At 63.7% G+C, this 13,500-nt stretch carries 19 protein-coding genes and 1 tRNA gene; 9 read left to right on the top strand and 11 right to left on the bottom strand.

What is annotated here, in order from left to right; genetic code table 11:
* Window positions 1–87 precede the first annotated feature (87 nt).
* Together IEW34_RS29130 and IEW34_RS29125 are read right to left on the bottom strand one after the other, a co-directional pair.
* Entirely contained in the window at window positions 88–888 is an 801-nt protein-coding gene (locus IEW34_RS29130; RefSeq protein WP_188612768.1) for a hypothetical protein, read from the bottom strand.
* Between the two features lie 937 nt (window positions 889–1,825).
* Window positions 1,826–2,641: an enoyl-CoA hydratase/isomerase family protein gene (locus IEW34_RS29125; protein WP_188612767.1), complete on the bottom strand. Its 816-nt coding sequence runs from the start codon at window positions 2,639–2,641 to the stop codon at window positions 1,826–1,828.
* Between the two features lie 188 nt (window positions 2,642–2,829).
* Here IEW34_RS29125 and IEW34_RS29120 point away from each other — a divergent pair, with 188 nt between their 5' ends.
* On the top strand, window positions 2,830–2,982 hold the full coding sequence (locus tag IEW34_RS29120) for a DUF3309 family protein (protein WP_373288356.1): 153 nt from the start codon (window positions 2,830–2,832) through the stop codon (window positions 2,980–2,982).
* 288 nt (window positions 2,983–3,270) lie between these two features.
* A complete protein-coding gene (tyrS, locus tag IEW34_RS29115; RefSeq protein ID WP_188612766.1) occupies window positions 3,271–4,527 on the top strand; it encodes a tyrosine--tRNA ligase in 1,257 nt (418 codons plus the stop codon).
* 110 nt (window positions 4,528–4,637) lie between these two features.
* Here the strand turns inward: tyrS and IEW34_RS29110 are convergent, their stop codons facing one another.
* Window positions 4,638–5,144, bottom strand: a complete 507-nt coding sequence (locus IEW34_RS29110; RefSeq protein WP_188612765.1) for a YidB family protein — start codon at window positions 5,142–5,144, stop codon at window positions 4,638–4,640.
* Between the two features lie 91 nt (window positions 5,145–5,235).
* On the opposite strand from IEW34_RS29110, the gene IEW34_RS29105 reads away from it, so the two are divergent.
* Window positions 5,236–5,487 (top strand): GlsB/YeaQ/YmgE family stress response membrane protein, encoded by a 252-nt coding sequence (locus IEW34_RS29105; RefSeq protein ID WP_188612764.1) that lies wholly within the window; start codon window positions 5,236–5,238, stop codon window positions 5,485–5,487.
* Window positions 5,488–5,851: 364 nt separating this feature from the next.
* Here IEW34_RS29105 and IEW34_RS29100 read toward each other — a convergent pair whose 3' ends face one another.
* Together IEW34_RS29100 and IEW34_RS29095 are read right to left on the bottom strand one after the other, a co-directional pair.
* Window positions 5,852–6,106: a hypothetical protein gene (locus IEW34_RS29100; protein ID WP_188612763.1), complete on the bottom strand. Its 255-nt coding sequence runs from the start codon at window positions 6,104–6,106 to the stop codon at window positions 5,852–5,854.
* Window positions 6,107–6,241: 135 nt separating this feature from the next.
* Window positions 6,242–6,316: transfer RNA gene (locus IEW34_RS29095), tRNA-Gly, on the bottom strand.
* A 508-nt stretch (window positions 6,317–6,824) separates the two neighbouring features.
* On the opposite strand from IEW34_RS29095, the gene IEW34_RS30380 reads away from it, so the two are divergent.
* Both IEW34_RS30380 and IEW34_RS31185 read left to right on the top strand, forming a co-directional pair.
* Entirely contained in the window at window positions 6,825–7,127 is a 303-nt protein-coding gene (locus tag IEW34_RS30380) for a hypothetical protein (RefSeq protein WP_210324621.1), read from the top strand.
* On the top strand, window positions 7,087–7,191 hold the full coding sequence (locus IEW34_RS31185) for a peptidoglycan-binding domain-containing protein (RefSeq protein ID WP_210324620.1): 105 nt from the start codon (window positions 7,087–7,089) through the stop codon (window positions 7,189–7,191). The genes IEW34_RS30380 and IEW34_RS31185 overlap by 41 nt, the downstream gene beginning before the upstream one ends.
* A gap of 8 nt (window positions 7,192–7,199) precedes the next feature.
* Here the strand turns inward: IEW34_RS31185 and IEW34_RS30995 are convergent, their stop codons facing one another.
* On the bottom strand, window positions 7,200–7,331 hold the full coding sequence (locus tag IEW34_RS30995) for a hypothetical protein (protein ID WP_280516349.1): 132 nt from the start codon (window positions 7,329–7,331) through the stop codon (window positions 7,200–7,202).
* A 398-nt stretch (window positions 7,332–7,729) separates the two neighbouring features.
* Between IEW34_RS30995 and IEW34_RS29085 the strand changes: the two genes are divergently transcribed.
* Window positions 7,730–8,038, top strand: coding sequence for a hypothetical protein (locus IEW34_RS29085; protein ID WP_188612762.1), 309 nt, complete (start codon window positions 7,730–7,732; stop codon window positions 8,036–8,038).
* Window positions 8,039–8,522: 484 nt separating this feature from the next.
* Here the strand turns inward: IEW34_RS29085 and IEW34_RS29080 are convergent, their stop codons facing one another.
* A complete protein-coding gene (locus tag IEW34_RS29080) occupies window positions 8,523–8,792 on the bottom strand; it encodes a hypothetical protein (protein WP_188612761.1) in 270 nt (89 codons plus the stop codon).
* 650 nt (window positions 8,793–9,442) lie between these two features.
* Between IEW34_RS29080 and IEW34_RS29075 the strand changes: the two genes are divergently transcribed.
* Window positions 9,443–10,564, top strand: a complete 1,122-nt coding sequence (locus IEW34_RS29075) for a PAS domain S-box protein (protein WP_244642297.1) — start codon at window positions 9,443–9,445, stop codon at window positions 10,562–10,564.
* 45 nt (window positions 10,565–10,609) lie between these two features.
* Here the strand turns inward: IEW34_RS29075 and IEW34_RS29070 are convergent, their stop codons facing one another.
* Entirely contained in the window at window positions 10,610–10,981 is a 372-nt protein-coding gene (locus tag IEW34_RS29070) for a response regulator (RefSeq protein WP_188612760.1), read from the bottom strand.
* A gap of 295 nt (window positions 10,982–11,276) precedes the next feature.
* On the opposite strand from IEW34_RS29070, the gene IEW34_RS29065 reads away from it, so the two are divergent.
* Window positions 11,277–11,543 (top strand): helix-turn-helix domain-containing protein, encoded by a 267-nt coding sequence (locus tag IEW34_RS29065; protein WP_194446533.1) that lies wholly within the window; start codon window positions 11,277–11,279, stop codon window positions 11,541–11,543.
* A 178-nt stretch (window positions 11,544–11,721) separates the two neighbouring features.
* Here the strand turns inward: IEW34_RS29065 and IEW34_RS29060 are convergent, their stop codons facing one another.
* The 3 genes from IEW34_RS29060 to IEW34_RS29050 are packed head-to-tail and all read right to left on the bottom strand — an operon-like array spanning window position 11,722 to window position 13,067.
* Window positions 11,722–12,234 (bottom strand): DUF4142 domain-containing protein, encoded by a 513-nt coding sequence (locus tag IEW34_RS29060; RefSeq protein WP_188612758.1) that lies wholly within the window; start codon window positions 12,232–12,234, stop codon window positions 11,722–11,724.
* Between the two features lie 60 nt (window positions 12,235–12,294).
* On the bottom strand, window positions 12,295–12,555 hold the full coding sequence (locus IEW34_RS29055) for a hypothetical protein (protein ID WP_188612757.1): 261 nt from the start codon (window positions 12,553–12,555) through the stop codon (window positions 12,295–12,297).
* On the bottom strand, window positions 12,552–13,067 hold the full coding sequence (locus IEW34_RS29050; protein ID WP_188612756.1) for a ferritin-like domain-containing protein: 516 nt from the start codon (window positions 13,065–13,067) through the stop codon (window positions 12,552–12,554). Before IEW34_RS29050 ends, IEW34_RS29055 begins: the two co-directional genes overlap by 4 nt.
* 310 nt (window positions 13,068–13,377) lie before the next feature.
* On the opposite strand from IEW34_RS29050, the gene IEW34_RS30830 reads away from it, so the two are divergent.
* Window positions 13,378–13,500, top strand: a 123-nt coding sequence (locus IEW34_RS30830; protein ID WP_244642303.1) for a manganese catalase family protein, incomplete at its 3' end; no start/stop codon positions are given.

Raw genomic sequence — 13,500 nt, 5'->3', positions numbered from 1 at the left:
TCGCGATTGGACGAGCATCATCCGACCGCAGCAAAATGTTCCCGCTTTTCGAAGCCGATCGGCTGATTCCACCCGTCGCAAATCGCTTTAGCTGCCGGCGGTGCTCGGCCTTCCTGACGTCGGGACCGGCTTGCGCGCTCGTGCCGAAGGCGCCATCGCCGCCAGTGCGGCAGCCTCTTCGGGAAAGTAACGCTGGAGCACCCGGCGGCGGTAGCGGTGCATCTTGAAGTAACTGTCGTCGACCTCCTGGCTGAGATCCGGATAATTCTCGAGGAGCGACGGCCCTTGCAAGCCCCCGCCCGGTCGGATCTCGTACCTGAAGTCGGCAACTATTCGCGCCAGGAGCTTTCTCTGGGCTGCGATGTTGCGCTTGTACTGGACGGCCACCGAGCGCACGTCGGCATCCCTGGCCAGGACGACATAGCGATCCTCGACCGGCAGGGACGCGATGTAGTCGAGCAATGTCTCCTCGTCCGGGGCGAAGGTCGACCGCGTCTGGTCGGCGGGGCGGCGGACCGGTGTGACGTCGAAGAGCACGCCGTCCTGATCCCGCCAGACGGCGTGGCGCGCTGCGCGGATAAGGACGTTTGGAACGTATTCCAGCATCCATCCCGCCACCAGCTCGCCGCCATGGGCCGCGATCATGTCATTGACGTTGTGATAGCTGCGATCCGGAAGCCCGGCCTCGATGCGTTCGACGATGAGCATCTCCCGGTGCCCGATGCACGCCGAAGCCTCGTTCGCCTTCTCGTGATCGAGCGGCAGGTCGAGCGCCGGCAGTGCGACACCAGCCTCGGTGGCGCCCGTCCGCGGTTTCACGCTTGTGAGAACGACGTTCTCGGAGGCGAGGGCGAGCGAAACACCGAAGCTGCGGTCGACAGGGTTCAACAAAATCCGGTTCCCCTTCGGTTCTAGCCGCAGCAACGCCGGCCGGTCGCCCGTGGCCGCATCGCGCCACGATCATGCGTAAGCTTCTTCTCAGCCACAACCCGCCCCGCGGTTGCCGACGGCCCCGATCGAGGCATCACTCACCCCTCGGATGGACCTGGCGATCGGTGCGGGCGCCCGGATTCAGGGTGCTTAGAGCATTTCCCGATTGGGAAAAATGATCCAAGCTATTGAATCTGAGCCGCTTCTCTGGCGATGGCGTGATTTCCGCCCAATCGCGAGGCGCACTCGGGTCGACCAGGGTTGCCGTCCCCACGCGGCTGCGTCCCGCTTGGCCCAGCGCTATGGCTCCTCACCTATCCGCTGGCGACCAGAGCGTTGACCAGGAAGAGGCAAACGGTGCACGTGAGCAGCCCCGCCGCCATCATCAACAGCATCCAAACCGTCCTGTCGGCCACACTCCGCCCCTGCAGCTCCAACCTGGGGCGATGGTGAGCGGCTGCGGGTCGATCTGCAATCTGCCCGAATGAGGTAGCCGGGGCGTGCGCAGCCTGCGCCTGTGGGATTGACCGGTACCAAGCGCGGGTCCGGAGATGGCACCGGGTCAGCAGCGTCGCCGGAGGCGATCATGGGACGGCGCCTCCACACCCCTGGGGGCGTCCCGCTGCAATTCCTCAACGGTTCAGGTCGTCGGGGCTGTGTTCATGACGGATTTTCCTTGCCGCCGGGCGATCCGATGTCCCGCGCGTGGCCTGTCCCCGGAAGGCATGCCGCGCCCATCGGCTTGCGGGCGGGATCTTGTTGCGTCTGGCCAAGGGGCCGCGGAGGGGTCGCAGAGCCGGCGCAGCACCCGCTGCCCGGCGCCGCGATCGCCGGCGTGTTTCGCGATTGGACCGGATGTTGCTGGGACGCGCTTCCTGTGCCGTCGCCCTGCCCGTCAGGCGGAGGTGCGCCGGTCGGGCAGCGTGTAGCGGGCGGAGCGCTTCTCGATGAAGGCATTCATGGCCTCGTCGAAGTCGGGGCCGCCGCCGCACACCTCCTGCGCGTGCCATTCCAGGTCCATGACCGCGAGCAGATCGTTCACCCGCAGGGCCCGGTTCAGCGTCTGCTTGGTCATGCGCAGGCCCAGCGGGGCCGTGCGAAGCATCGGCTCCAGATACTCCGCAGCGGCGGCCTCCATGTCGTCGTCGGCGGACACCTTGTTGACGAGGCCGACCTCCTTGGCGCGGGCGGCGCCGATGAAGGCGCCGGTGTACATGAGCTCCGTCGCGATCCCGAGACCGACGATCCGCGGCAGGAAATAGGTGACGCCGAGCTCGCAGCCGGAGCGACCCAGCGCCACGAAGGCGTCGTTCATGCGCATGCTCTCGCCGGCGATGCGGATATCGGCGGCCAGCGCGAAACCCATGCCGCCGCCGCACACCGGCCCGTGCAGCAGGGCGACGATGGGCTGGGGGCAATCCCGCATCAACTTGACGATGTCGAACAGGGGGTAGCCCGGATGCAGCGTGCCGCCGCCCCCGTCCATGCGCTCGCCGTGCTGGTGCTCCTTGATGTCGAGCCCGGCACAGAAGCCCCGCCCGGCGCCGCGCATCACGACGATGCGGACGCCGTAGTCCTGTTTCAGCCCGTCGAAGTAGCCGCAAAGCTCCTCCACCATCCGGCCGGTGATGGTGTTGAGACGATCGGGGCGGTTCAGGGTCAGCCAATCCACCGGGCCGTCCTGCCGGATCGAGATCGTCTGGTAAGTCATGGCGTTTCCTCGTGGTTCTTTCAGTCGGGGCAGTCTAACGCGTTTGGCGGCACCAAGAAGTGAGCGCGGCGGAGGTCCGGGTGTATGCTGGCCCGGCGCCTCATGCCTAGAGCCGCCGGCAAGGGTCCGGATCGTTGCCCCGACGCTATGTGCCAGCCTGCCAAGCCAAGGATCCGCCCATGGGCCTGATGACGATCCTCCTCCTGCTCATTCTCATCGTTCTGCTGATCGGGGGTCTCCCGTCCTGGCCGTACTCGGCAGGATGGGGCTATTACCCATCCGGCATCATCGGCGTGCTGATCGTCGTCGTGCTTGTCTTGCTGCTCACCGGCAAGCTGTAGGAGAGGTCACGCAAGACCCGATTGAATGCAAATGCGCTAGGCTTGGCGCCGGATCGGTGTACCGCGTTCCGAGGCGTTCGAATGGATCTCTCGTGCTTGACGCCTGGCCGGGGCCTGACTATCAGAACGGCATGATCCGCTCGCTTTCCGTCGCACAGTATTATGCGCCGTCCCCTTAGGGCGGCTGCGATCTGTTGCGAGCAACGATCAAGAGCCGCCGCACTCCGGCGGCTCTGCATAACTGTCTGAGGGTCTCCGGGTGCCGCATGCACCCTGTGAGAGACCTCGATGCACAGCCCAAGATCCGCATTCCTCCGCACGCTCAATGAGCGTGGCTTCATTCACCAATGCACCGACCTCACCGCGCTTGACGATGCGCTGAGCGGTGGGCCGGTGGCCGCCTACATTGGCTTCGATGCCACGGCCGACAGCCTGCATACCGGCCATCTCCTGCAGCTGATGTCGCTGCGTTGGCTCCAGCGCAGCGGCCACAAGCCGATCGTGCTTGTCGGCGGCGGGACGACCCGCATCGGCGACCCCAGCTTCCGGGACAGCGGGCGACCGCTGCTCGATGACCAGCAGATCGCCCGGAACCTGGCTGGCTTGCAGCAGGTGTTCTCCCGCTACCTCGCCTTCGGGGACGGGCCCACGGACGCGGTGCTGGTCAACAATGCGGACTGGCTCGATGCCCTGCACTTCATTCCGCTTCTGCGAGATGTGGGGCGCCACTTCACGGTCAATCGGATGCTGAGCTTCGACAGCGTGCGCACGCGGCTCGATCGCGAGGAGCCGCTGACGCTGCTCGAATTCAACTACATGATCCTGCAGGCGTTCGACTTTCTCGAGCTGGCGCGCCGTCATGGCTGCGTGCTGCAAATGGGCGGGGCGGACCAGTGGGGAAACATCGTGAACGGCGTGGAGCTTGGCCGCCGGGCCGACCAACGACAGCTCTTCGGCCTCACCACGCCGTTGTTGACCACCGCATCCGGCGCGAAGATGGGCAAGACGGTTGGGGGCGCCATCTGGCTCAACGCCGACCGGCTCGCTCCCTACGCCTTTTGGCAATTCTGGCGGAACACCGAAGACGCCGACGCGGGCCGCTTCCTGCGCTTGTTCACCGACCTGCCGCTGGCCGAGATCTCGCGCCTGGAGGCATTGCAAGGCGCCGAGATCAACGCGGCAAAGCAGGTGCTGGCGCACGCGGCGACCGGGCTCGCCCATAGCGAGGTGGCAGCCGTCGAGGCGGCCGGGACGGCGCGACAGGCATTCGCAGGCGGAGACGACCTGGACGGCCTGCCGACGATCACGGTGCCGCGCAGCCGCCTCGATCGCGGCATCACCGTGGCGGAACTCTTCGTGCTGACAGGGCTCGTCGGCTCCAAGAGCGAGGCACGGCGGTTGATCGCCGGCAACGGTGCACGGGTGAACGGTCGCGGCATCGGCGACGAGGCGGCGGCCGTCAACGCCGGCGATCTGAAAACGGGTGCGCTGAAGCTCAGCGCCGGGCGCAAGCGGCACGCGCTCGTCCGTACCTCGGACCCTTGAACTGCGCCAACCATCTGGAAGCGGCGCTGCACGCAGCAGCGCCGCTTCCAGCGCCGGCTTGATCGACATGCCGCACGTCCGACCTCGGCGGAGTTGGAAAGCCCGGACGATCAGCCGCCGGCCGGCAGCCGGCCGTCGGGCGTGTATTTGTCGATCGCTTCGGGTAGGCCATTGGCCAAACGCGCCAACAGCTCCTGGCGGCTCAGCCCCGTTCGCTCGACCAGGGCATCGAGCACGTCGGGTCCGATTGCCTGCTCGAGCTGGGAAGGCTCGATGGACTTGTTGGGCCCGCTCTTCACCCACGATTCGGCTGTTTCGCCCTGGCCGTTTTGGCGAAAGCGCTCCAGCAGTTCAGACAGGCCACCCGTGACGCCGGCTCCGCCGGCGCTCGTCCCGGCACCGCTCACCATGTCACGAAACTTCTCGAAGATGTCGCCCAACCCGCCCTGTCCAGCCGCGGTTCCTTGCGCACCTTGGGCCGCCGGACCCTCGGGGCCCCCGGCAGGCTTGCTGTTGCCGAGCCCATTGAGAAACTCTGCGATCTTGTCGCGATTCTGGAAACCGGCGACCGCCAACAGGCCAAGCAGAGCGGTCATTGATGGGAAGCCACGGCTCATGGAAGATGCTCCTCCTGCTGGACTGACGGAACCCGAACAGCGCGAGAAAGTTCCTATAGGCGTCAGCTCGGCAAAAAAAGGGGGCTAAGTTATGGGAATTATCTGGACAATCATCATCGGCTTCGTCGCCGGCGTCATCGCCAAGTTCATCACCCCGGGTGACAATGAACCGAGCGGCTTTATCCTCACCACCATCCTCGGCATCGTCGGCGCGGTCATCGCGACATATCTCGGCCAGGCCCTGGGCTGGTACCGCCCCGGCGAAGGTGCCGGCTTGGTCGGCGCCGTGGTCGGCGCCGTCATCCTCCTTCTTGGGTGGGGTGCCATCGCGCGCCGCACATAGGGCGGTCGCCGCCTCGGCCCGATCTCCGGTCCCGCACAAACAACGGTTCCCGACCGCGGGTCGATGATCGGCGCCTCGAGGCGGTGGTGGCCGGCATCGAAGATCGTCGAGGACGAGCGCGACCGCGGCCGGCCAGTGCGAACCGCGGGCGCGGCTCTTCCCCGGTGGTCTTGAACGACCTGATCATTGCCGGTCTGGGCGGGGAAATACGCATGTCGCTGTGCAGGGATTAGCGGATGAGCCGGTCGGGGAGCCTTTGCACTCCGGCCGGCCGCGCCGTGCCGCCGCAGCGTCCTTGGCCTGCCGCGCGGTCAGATCCGGCGCGTGGTCAAGATCAACGAGATCGAGGCGAGTAGAGCGCTTGCTAGGCCGACTGGCGAAGGTCTGCGATGCCCGCCTGTGCCACAGCTTTCATTATTTTCTCAGACGGTCCGACCGCAAGCTCCTCCGCGGTCGCCTCCGGCGTTTCCGCGTCATCCCAATCCGCCCTGGTGTAGCCGCGGCCCGGTTCGAATTCCTTCATCTTAGCCACGATAGGTCCTCCTTTCGCTCGCGACGCCGGCCGCATGCTGATGATGGAGACAGCTTCGGCGCCAAACGCCTTGAACACCACCGCCATCAGCCGCCGGCGAAACTCGCCACGGCCGGCAGCCGCTCGAGCTTGGCAGGGAACACGATCGCCGGACACCCGCTCTGCGAGGCCGTCGCCTGCTCCGTCAATAAGCCGGTATCTGTTTGAAACGTTGAGGAAAACTGGAGCGGGCGATGAGAATCGAACTCACGACATACAGCTTGGGAAGCTGTCGTTCTACCACTGAACTACGCCCGCTAGGTTCGGCATTGAAAACGTTGATGTTTTCGCCCGAAGTGTCCAACTGGACCGAAGGGTCCGGCTCAAGTTGGACCCAGGTGTACTAGCTTTCCCCCACGTCGATCAAGCCCATTGCGGCCCCGGCGAGCTTCTTTCGTTGGGGCCTTTTTGCGTGTACCGGGTAGCCATCTTCGGCTCGGTCCAGCCAAAGATGACCATCGATTATCCCAGAAGCCTGGCGCAGATGCTGAAATAGAGGCCGGCTGTGCCCGCTGCATAGCCTGCTGTCGCCACAATCCGAACCAGCTGATTGATCATCGCCGAGCCCCCGCCCTGCGCGATTCATAGCGCGTGGGCGCTCGCCGTTTCTATTCCCCTTTTGGCGAACTGCCCCCCTGGGCGCGCGCTTCCGCTTGGACCTGCATGTCCAGCCAGTCCCTCAGAAGAAGGACGCGGCGGCCGAAGAAGAATATCGCTCCATCGATAGCCTTTATCCAAAAGTCTATATCAATAAACGATCCGTCTAGTGAAATATAAAATTGCCAGGATCGCGGCTGTCAAGGCGGCAAAGAAGCCAAGCGAAAACTCAGTGCTTTCCAATTTCTGCTTCCCTTTCCGGCAACGTCGAGTCCTCGTTCCGGCGTTGCAACCGAGCGCGCATACGCCTCTGGAAATTCATATGCAATTCATTGGTTTGGCGACGAAGCTCGCCGACATCGACCTCCCGCGCACGGGCTACCAGATCGGCGTGGGCGAGGACGGACTTTGGCCTGAAGACGATCACGGCGGTGAAGAGCTTCCAGGGCAAAGCCGGCCTGTCGCCGGTTGATGGCGTTGTCGGGCCGGAAACTTGGCGCGCGCTGCGCACCGCGCCGCCGCCGGCTGCCACATAGCCCAGGCCTTAGTCCTCCATGCCAGGGCGATGCCGCCGCCGGCGGGTCCGGATGATGCCCAGCACGAGGATGATCCCGAGAAGGATCGGGCCGCCGATGATGGCGTACGCCCACAGGTGTTCGGCAAAGCTGCTTTCCATGCGTCGGCTCCCTTTCGCCTGGGGAAGCCGCACCGACCCTCGTTGTTCCCGGCGGCCGGGCTGCGATATCCTGACACCCGTTCAGTGGGCGCGAGGCCCGGCCGCCGGCAAGTCCGCCGTGGCGGACAGAATCGAGCGCGCGATAGCAGCGGCGCGTTCCCTCGGAAGGAACAATGCGAGGGATCGCTCCGTCGCGGGCGCAGAGCGCTCTTGCTCCGCGCTCGGCTCAACTAGATGTAGTCGCAAGGCTACCAACCCCCCGGTGGCGAAGCTGTCACCCCTCATCACGAACCAAGTGCCGAGTTCGGCCTGGCTCTGTTCGCTATCCGACATTGAAAATCTCCTCGCGAGCGGCATGAAGAGCCGACGACCCCGCAAAGTTCCACCACGCCTAAGACATGAAGCTCACCGCTCTCGCGGCCACTGCCGTGTGCGCGCTGGTGCTCGCCGCGTGCGACCCCGCCCGTATCGATGCCTCAGTGTCGAGCACGGCCGGCAAGGCCGCTGCCGCCTGCCCCTACGCGGCCATCGCAGCCACCACCGGCAACGCCAAGGTCCAGAGCGCTGCCGCCAAGGTCGCGCCCGCGGTCATCACCACCTGCACCGCGCTCCAGGCCGGCCAGGTCGTCGACGTGCAGTCCTGCGCTGCCGTCCTCAACGCCTACGGCTCGCTGCTCGCGGCCGGTGCCGCTGCCACGAAGGCCTGACCAGGATGAACACTAATCACACGCTTCCGCTACGCCAGGCGCGAGCTTGCCAAGCGCATCCTCCAGCTCGCGGGCGCCCTGCACGCTGCCAGCGTTGCGGTGCCGGCCGTTCCCGATCGGGGAGAGCCGCTGAAGATCTGAAGGACGCCGGCTGAGAGCATGAAGCTCGCGGCGGGCGGCGCTTCACTCACACGAGTTTGAATGGACGAACTCCGCGTTAGGACATTTGATCTCTATAAGCGTTCTAAAATTTGGAGTCGGGAGGATGCGGGTCTTCACTGTCCGTCTAGTTGGGGGAAACGGGACACCGGGCTGGAGACTGTGCGCGGAATCGGAGGAGGGCAGAGCAGTTGGTTGCCAGCACGCCCACGCAACTGCCGAGGAGGCTTCCCGATGTAAAACCGCGCAGGCCGCCTTGAGAGCATTCACGCAGGCGGCCGTTACGGCGAATGATGGACAACCGACGCCGGAAAGGCAGACCAACTTACATCCGCTCGCTCGAGGTCCAGCTTTCGGCCGCACGCATGTCCTGATCTGACCAAGCGCGTCGGGTCACTTCCGCCCGCAGCTTTTCGCGCAGGGCGACCTGTTTGGCCTGTATCGCCTTGAGCTCCTTGATGATGCTCTTTGCGAAGGCTGGATTCTGACCGCGGATTTCTTGATCGGCGATGAGCTCGCGCTGTCGCACCAGTTGATCCTCGCCGGCCGCGATGTCGGCCTCGAGTTCCTCGAGCATATGCTCGATGTTTGGCAAGGCGTCTGCTCCATTGCCATCAGGCGGGAGCACGCTTGGTCTCGCAGCCGCCGGCGCCCGGGAATCCCCATGCCGACGATGAAAGTTATGTAGGGCGGTTGGCGCGGACGTCGGGTCTGGAACCACAATGCTGGGCGCACGTTAACCCAGCCCGAGTCCCTCTAGGCCCCGGCTGCCCCGCTGCGGGGGGGGCCCATCTGTTTCGCGCGCCGGAGAAGGCTCTCGGCAAGCGATCTTGCTCATGGCGCCTTCGCTTACGCCTTTCGCTTCCAGGATGCCCTGCGGCACCTGTCTCCGGACATCAACTCGCGCTCCATGATCCAGGTTCAGGAGCCCCCGTAGCGCCTTCTCGGCATCGACTGCGTTACGCATTCGCACGTACCAAACCTCGGCGCTAAACCGCTCGCGGATGGTAAGTGACCAGCCGTCGGCCATGATCTCCTCCCTGAGTAGCCTAAGAAACGTCTAGAGCGTCACGAAGTTCGTTTGGCCTCTGCCTGCTCGAAGGCCCATCGAGCCACGCTTTCTGAGCCGATTGTGCCGGCTCCGCGCACTCACCACCAGCAAACCGGTTCTATGCACAGGGGCAGCCGTCGGATACGCTCGGGCGAGCGTGCGAGGGGCGCGCTCCTCGAACGAGCATGCTCTAAATGGTAGATCTACCGAGCCTCGAGCCGAAAAAAGGTGAGAGAGGCGCCGCTGCCGGGGCGGCAGAGGCACGGAACACGCAGGCGAAAATGGCGCCAGAGGCCGTGGACGGTCGTCCCGAGGCGCACGATCCGGCAGCCCTCCTTGCCGCCATCGTAGAGTCGTCGGAAGACGCAATCCTCAGCAAGGACCTAAGGGGCATCATCACCAGCTGGAACGGGGGCGCACAGCGGCTCTTCGGCTACACGGGCGAAGAGGTCATCGGCAAGTCCGTTACCATCCTCATCCCCGAAGATCGCCTCGGTGAAGAGCCGGCCATCCTGGCCCGCATTCACGCCGGCGAGCGCGTCGACCACTTCGAGACGATCAGGCGGCGGAAGGACGGGACGCTGCTCGACATTTCCCTTACGATTTCCCCAGTGCGCAGCAATGATGGACGGATCGTGGGCGCCTCAAAGGTGGCCCGTGACATCACGGAGCGCAGGCGGGCGGCCGAGCGCCAGGCACTGTTGCTGCGGGAGATGCATCATCGAATCAAGAACCTGTTTGCAGTTGCTGGCGGTATCATCACCTTGGCCGCCCGCACCGCGGACTCTCCCGCGTCACTCGCACGTGCGATGAAGGAGCGCCTCGTCGCGCTGGCGCGTGCGCATGAAATGACGCTTCCGAGCCTCTCCGTCGACCACATGCTGGCGGAGCCCAGCACCACCCTGTTCAAGTTGCTCGACGGCCTCCTTGCCCCATATTCAAATGAGGACGGGACGCGAGCCGCCGTTACCGGGCAAGATGTCGGGATCGGAGGGCGCAACCTTGTCAACCTGGCCTTGCTGCTCCATGAGCTCGTGACGAACGCGGCCAAATACGGGGCGCTCTCGGTGCCCGATGGCCGTATCGCCATCGATGCCCGGATCGCCGGCGGCGACATACTGCACTTGACGTGGGCGGAGCAGGGTGGGCCGCCCGTCACCGCGCCCACCGGTATTGCCGGGTTCGGCACCCGCCTCGAGGAGTCCATCAAGCAAGCGCTCAGGATGACCATCCTGCGGGAATGGAGGCGCGATGGCATGGTAGTACGTATGTCCATCCCCGTCAGTGTTCTAAGCGCTGGCATCGATGATCTGTAGGATTCTGGCGTATTGTGAGCCAAACGCCAAGTGTTCTCAGCAGACCTAGCACTCAGCTTGCGCTTTCTTCGCAATTTGCGTGAGCCGATCGATTGGCCACGGCTTGGGCAGGAACTCGGCCTTCGGCGGCCGCTGCCCCAGATTGTCATGGCAACCTGACGTGATGATGAGGTGGATCCAGGGGAAATACTCCGCGATGTGCTGCGCTAGCTCCACACCATTCATCGGCCCCGGCATCCGAACGTCTGTCACCACAAGGCAGACTTCGTTCGCCTTGGCGGGGTCGGAAAGGTAATCCAGAGCGGCCTCTGCATTCCCGCATTCGATGACATCAAGACCAACCTCTTCAACCGTGTCAGCCTCCATCATCCGGATTAACGCTTCGTCGTCGATGATAAGAGCTTTGTTCCGCGACATGGTTTGAGAACGCCGAACGCCCACCTGAGTTTCAATCGGCCCCCCATAATCTCCGCCGGCCCTTCCGGTTCCTTGATAGCCCCTGGGGATTGTTCGCGACGGAGGTGCGCTCCCGCGGGCGGGGCCCTCGGACGCCTTGCCGTTGTGGTCTGGCCGAGTTCAAATTGGCCGCGGATCGGATGCAAGGGTGGAGAGCAAGCACGGCCCCACGGGGGGAAGAGATTGTCGACATCGTCGAGCATACGCGTTGTTTGCAGCGCGCCGCTGTTGCGACGGCGCCCACTCTGTCGACGACATGCGGCAGCAACTTGGGATGAGCCGCCGGTCGTTGCATCGAACGCGCGCGGCCGAAGGCATGACGTTCCAGCGCTTGTTGGACGAGATACGATTTGAGTTTGCGGCGCACCTCCTGAGTGGCACGGCGATTACCGCGGCCGAGGTGGGTGCCGCCGTGAGCCTTATTGATGCGTTCGCCTTTAGCAGGGCGTTCAAGGCCTGGGCTGGCATGTCACCCACCGAGTGGCGTCTCCGCCATGCTGAGCAGCGCGAGCCCCCCGGCTGAAGCGGGCGATGCCAAGTCTCGACCCTTCAGGGGGCGACCGCCCTGGCGCAAGTCTGTCGTGTGGCGCGGCTGCTATGTTCGGCGGCGCGGATCAAGTGCCCCGGCACCGCCAGGTGACCGGCGCCGCTCCGGGTCAACTCGTTCAGCGGGGGCTATATCCGCACGGCCCTCTTGTTGCTCAGCCCTTGGCCTGCTGCTTTATGGTGTTGAGCAGCTCGATATGTTCCTTGATCTGTCCGCGGGCCAGCTTAGCAATTCCCACGTGTGGCGGGTTCTTGCCTGATTTGAGGTACTCGTCTTGAATGGCGAGCAGCTTGTTGTGCCCGTCGAGCTGAAGCCCGACATAGGCCGCGTCGAACTCAGCACCGGCGTATTTGGCCAACTCGCCCACCTCATCAGGTTGGCCGGCAGGCGGAGTCGACGTCGCCGCAGGGTTGGCCACCCGCAGAACGTCAGCCAGCGTCTCCTGCTCCGCAACCTCGAACTGAGCGAATTTCTTCACCCACGCATCCTGGGCTTTCTGGAGCGCAATCCGGCTTGTTTCGAGAGCGAGCTTGCCGGCAGCGAGTGTGTCGCGGACATGCTTTTCCTCCATTGATCCGATCGGGGTTGCCGTGGGCGGTGCTGCATATGCAACAGAGACAATCGGGAGTACGCCTGCGGCTGCCAAAATAAACGCGCGTCTTTGCATGGAATGCTCCAATCTATTGGTGAGGCGGGACATCAAAGTGCAGCCCAAAAGGGCAACCGATTAGTTGCCCGAAATCAGCGGTTCATCGTGCTGCATGCTTTCAGCGGACGCCAAGTCAACGAGCTGGTCATAGGTCAATTCAAGGACAGCGCAAATTCTGAACGTCTCGTCATGACGGTCCACAGCCTGCATTTCAGAAAGCAAATCAGAAGCACTATTCCTAATGACCGTGCGGACGACTGAACCGCAGGTCAATTCAAACTTGAAGTAACCCACGGTCCAACCTGCCAAATCGGCGCGGCTGGGGTTCGGGCCGCTCATCGGTCGGCCTGCATGCCATGCGAACGCAACGACAAATACTTCGTCGTCAGCGCGGGAAGGTTGCTGCCAATCCAGTCGGCCATCGCTTGCTCCTCGTTGAGAGACTGGCTAAGCAGAGACGTCGCGAATGCGAACGCTCCCGCTTCCGCTACGGTCAACAGGCTCCGGTAGCTGGCAACTTCGTAGTTCTCAAAGGCAAAGTTCGCGAGAGAGTTTTTGATGATCTCGTCGTCCGCTACAGTGTGCGCCAGCGCAGCGACGTTGCCGACGAAGGACAAGGCCACGTCCTTCATGCCCGAGTGAGACTCATCCAGCTTTGTCAATATCTCTCGAAGGCGGAGAATCTGCTGCTCGGTCTCGCCCCTATGTTGCCTAAGCATCTCAGCGACTTCTGGATAGCTTTCTGACCGGTCAAGCTGCCGATCGATTAGGGAGAGGGCCTGGTTCTCTAACGCATGGGCGTCGCGCAAGCCCACAACGAAGAAGTTCCGGGTCTCCTGATTCGCGGTCATGGCGTAGCTTCCTTCTTCGATGATGGGGTACAACCGTTCAGCTGCGCCGAAGTTACACTGAAATTGCAGATAATCGTGCCGCCACGGCTAATTTTTTTATTAGCAAGCTCGGTCTAAACGTGGCGCTTGGAAATTTATACGTAACCTTAGGTGTACGGGATGAGCGTATTCTGAGCAACAGCGTACAAAGACGTCGGAACATGCCTCGGTTCTCCACGTTAGGCCGTCGTGGCAGCCGTCTGCTGGCTAGCCATGCCCTCCATCCCAATTGTGCGCCTGACCGAAATGTCCCAGCGCTGAGGCTATGAAAATGTTCTACACTGATGGGTTGCTGCAGTATCCGGTCCGCGTCGACACCCCCAACCCGGTTTTTGCCCGCGCGCTACAGCAGGCGATCGGGGGCGTCGAGGGCGAGATCCGTGTTGCCATGCAA

The sequence above is a fragment of the Chelatococcus reniformis genome (assembly GCF_014640075.1).
In the GTDB taxonomy this organism is placed as follows: Bacteria; Pseudomonadota; Alphaproteobacteria; order Rhizobiales; family Beijerinckiaceae; genus Camelimonas; species Camelimonas reniformis.
Note: the sequence above shows the minus strand (reverse complement) of the source record. Positions and strands in the feature narration are given on the sequence as shown.